General features: G+C 37.0%; 3 protein-coding genes. All 3 read right to left on the reverse strand.

The window, feature by feature from the left end:
- Positions 1 to 251 precede the first annotated feature (251 nt).
- The 3 genes from FK220_RS19930 to FK220_RS19940 all read right to left on the reverse strand — a co-directional run bounded on the left by FK220_RS19930 (position 252) and on the right by FK220_RS19940 (position 1,887).
- Positions 252 to 755 (reverse strand): toxin-antitoxin system YwqK family antitoxin, encoded by a 504-nt coding sequence (locus FK220_RS19930; RefSeq protein WP_152576121.1) that lies wholly within the window; start codon positions 753 to 755, stop codon positions 252 to 254.
- 211 nt (positions 756 to 966) lie between these two features.
- Positions 967 to 1,380 (reverse strand): hypothetical protein, encoded by a 414-nt coding sequence (locus FK220_RS19935; protein WP_152576122.1) that lies wholly within the window; start codon positions 1,378 to 1,380, stop codon positions 967 to 969.
- Between the two features lie 141 nt (positions 1,381 to 1,521).
- Positions 1,522 to 1,887 carry a hypothetical protein gene (locus FK220_RS19940; protein WP_152576123.1) on the reverse strand — a complete coding sequence of 122 codons (366 nt, stop codon included), beginning with the start codon at positions 1,885 to 1,887 and terminating at the stop codon, positions 1,522 to 1,524.
- Positions 1,888 to 2,549 lie beyond the last annotated feature (662 nt).

Raw genomic sequence — 2,549 nt, forward strand, 5'->3', positions numbered from 1 at the left:
TTTACTCAAATTGTATTCGTTAATTCCGTCGACGATTTTCTTTATATTTTCCTTTTCACAAGGTTCAATAGTAAATTCAGCTTTTATTTCCATCTGAGTGATTCAGCTTGTTGCTAACGGTCTCGTGTATGGCTTCGTTGCGGAAAATGTCCAACGGACTTTTCCGCCGTAGCCCGAATTTAGCGAATCAGGCAGGAATTTCCGTATGGAAATTCCCAACCGCAATGAGCTATACACAATGTTACCTGCTGTTATTTTTTATTTTTTTTACCGTTCCGATATTCAATCCGTAGTTCAGTCCCATCATCGTCTAGACAGTATTCAATTCCGTGTTTTTTGTTTTTTTGGTATTCGCAACGATAAATCAGTTTTTCATTCTCGTATTGTTCAATTAGAGTTTTCTTTCCGTTTTTATCGTAGTGCTTAAATTCAATTGTCGCTTTACTCAGTCCGTAATTCGTTTCCTTACGTTTTGTTTGTGTTTCCAAATAAAATTCTGTTTCCCTCGCAGGCGTTGGTTTTTCAGTCCCATTATAATATATGATGGATTTAGTCAATTTTCCATTATCAAAATATTCTTCATAAACTAGATGTCCATTTTTTCGAACATTTTGAGCCTGTCCAGAAAATAATTTTCCACCCGCAACTTTGTAAGTCAAATCATTTTCAACATACAAGTCTTTCATTCCAACTATTTCTTGCGCAGAAACTTGGGTTAAAAAACAGATTAAAACGATTAGCAGAATATTTTTCATAATTGCAGGTAACGGTTTGGCTATGAACAGTACGGGAGCAAACTAGCGTTTGCTTTCCGCCATGCACATAGCAAAATCTTTTTGTTTTGTTTTTTCTTTTTTGTCCAAAGCAAAATCCAAAAGATTTTGCGGACTTTATAAAAATACACAAACCCTGCGATTAAGCCCGAAGCCCGTATTGTTTATAGGTTTTGTTGTGTGTAGTTTTTATTCAAAATTCATATTCCGATTTGTATAATTCTAAATACTTTGAAGTCAAAAGGTCAATTTCTTTTTTCCTTTTTAATTTAAAATCAATAAATGTTATCAGAAACGGAACTATAAAAAAAGGAATAGCTAAAAACCATTTTCCTTTAACCAATGAAACTATTGAGAAAATAATTCCGATTCCCATTGCAATTTTTACGGGAACTTTCATAGATTTCTTAAAATCAAAATCCAATTCAAATTTGTTTTCGCTATTTAGAATGCCGATTATTCTATGGTTGCCGCCAGAGTTAAATAATCCGTATTTTCTATTCAATTCAATTCTGTTCGGACTTATATTTCCATCATAAAATCCATTCAGAATTAATTTATTCAAAATGTTTAATGATTTCTCGTTATTTGAAATGGTTTCTTTCATTCCTCAAATTACACACAACGGTCTCGGCTATGATTTCGGCTTGGCAAATCCGCCAGGATTTTCCAAGTTCGGAATCCAGCCGTTTTTTAAAGTTATGGTTTTTGATTTGTTCGAAGGGAAAGCTGAATTATAGCCATTGTTCTACGCAGTTTTTATTTTTCTTTTCACCACAACATCGTTCAGCTTTTCCAAAGTCCGTTTGTCAATTTCGTCCCAATCGGCTTGATCAAATTCTTTTGAAGTATGTTTTTTAAGTCCACGATAGATTGGCAGGATTATCGAATCAAATCCGCCTGTCCATTCTGAAATTAGTTCTTTATCCATTTGTCCATCGCTTTTGTAAATCGAGAGATTGTATTCCGCTCCGTTTATTTTAAATCCGAAAATATATTTATCAGGTTCTAGATTCCATTCGCATTGGTTTTCAATCCCTTTTAGAGCTAAAATCAAACATTTGGCAAGACTTTCTGTTGGGTTTTCAGGAATTCCTGAGGCGGTAAACTCCAATTCAAATCCGTCCGATTCGAGTCTTGTCGGTAGCCATCCGTCCTTTGGGCTCCCAAATGTCAATTTTATTTTTCCTGCCATTACAAATTGCGTAGAACGGTTCGGCTATGATTAGTTGCGGAAATGTCCGTAGGATGTTTCCAGCGTTGGCGTGAAGTTAGTGATTATTGCGAAAGATTTTCCGTGAGGAAAATCCGTAGCGATTAATTATAGGTTTTGTTAGCGTGTGTGGCGTTGCCCGTACCTTGGGCATGTCACTTACATTATTTTCCGTTCCCAAACCCCTTTTGCCGGTTTGTCCACCACGGAGTGGGAAGTCCGCGTATCCCTTGCGAACCCCTCCGAAGAGATTGGAATGTTTTATCCGTCCGAGTCGGATCCCAGTTGCCTATCCCTCCGTCATGAGGCAAAAAAGGGCAGGCCCCGAACCAATAGTTATTTTTTTTAAAGACCATAACCAAAATAGGGAAGTACCGACCAAAGGGAGAACGACCGATGTATTCCCAATACGCCCAGAACAAACAAATTATAACGGCATTTACGCTAACGGTCTCGGCTATGAACAGTTGCGTGTGTTAGCACGGACTTTTGCAAGTACAAGATAAGCTGAAAATTCCGCAGGAATTTTCAGGATAAGCCTCTAATAGCAATTGTTTATAGCC

Source organism: Pelagihabitans pacificus (assembly GCF_009371985.2).
In the GTDB taxonomy this organism is placed as follows: Bacteria; Bacteroidota; Bacteroidia; order Flavobacteriales; family Flavobacteriaceae; genus Pelagihabitans; species Pelagihabitans pacificus.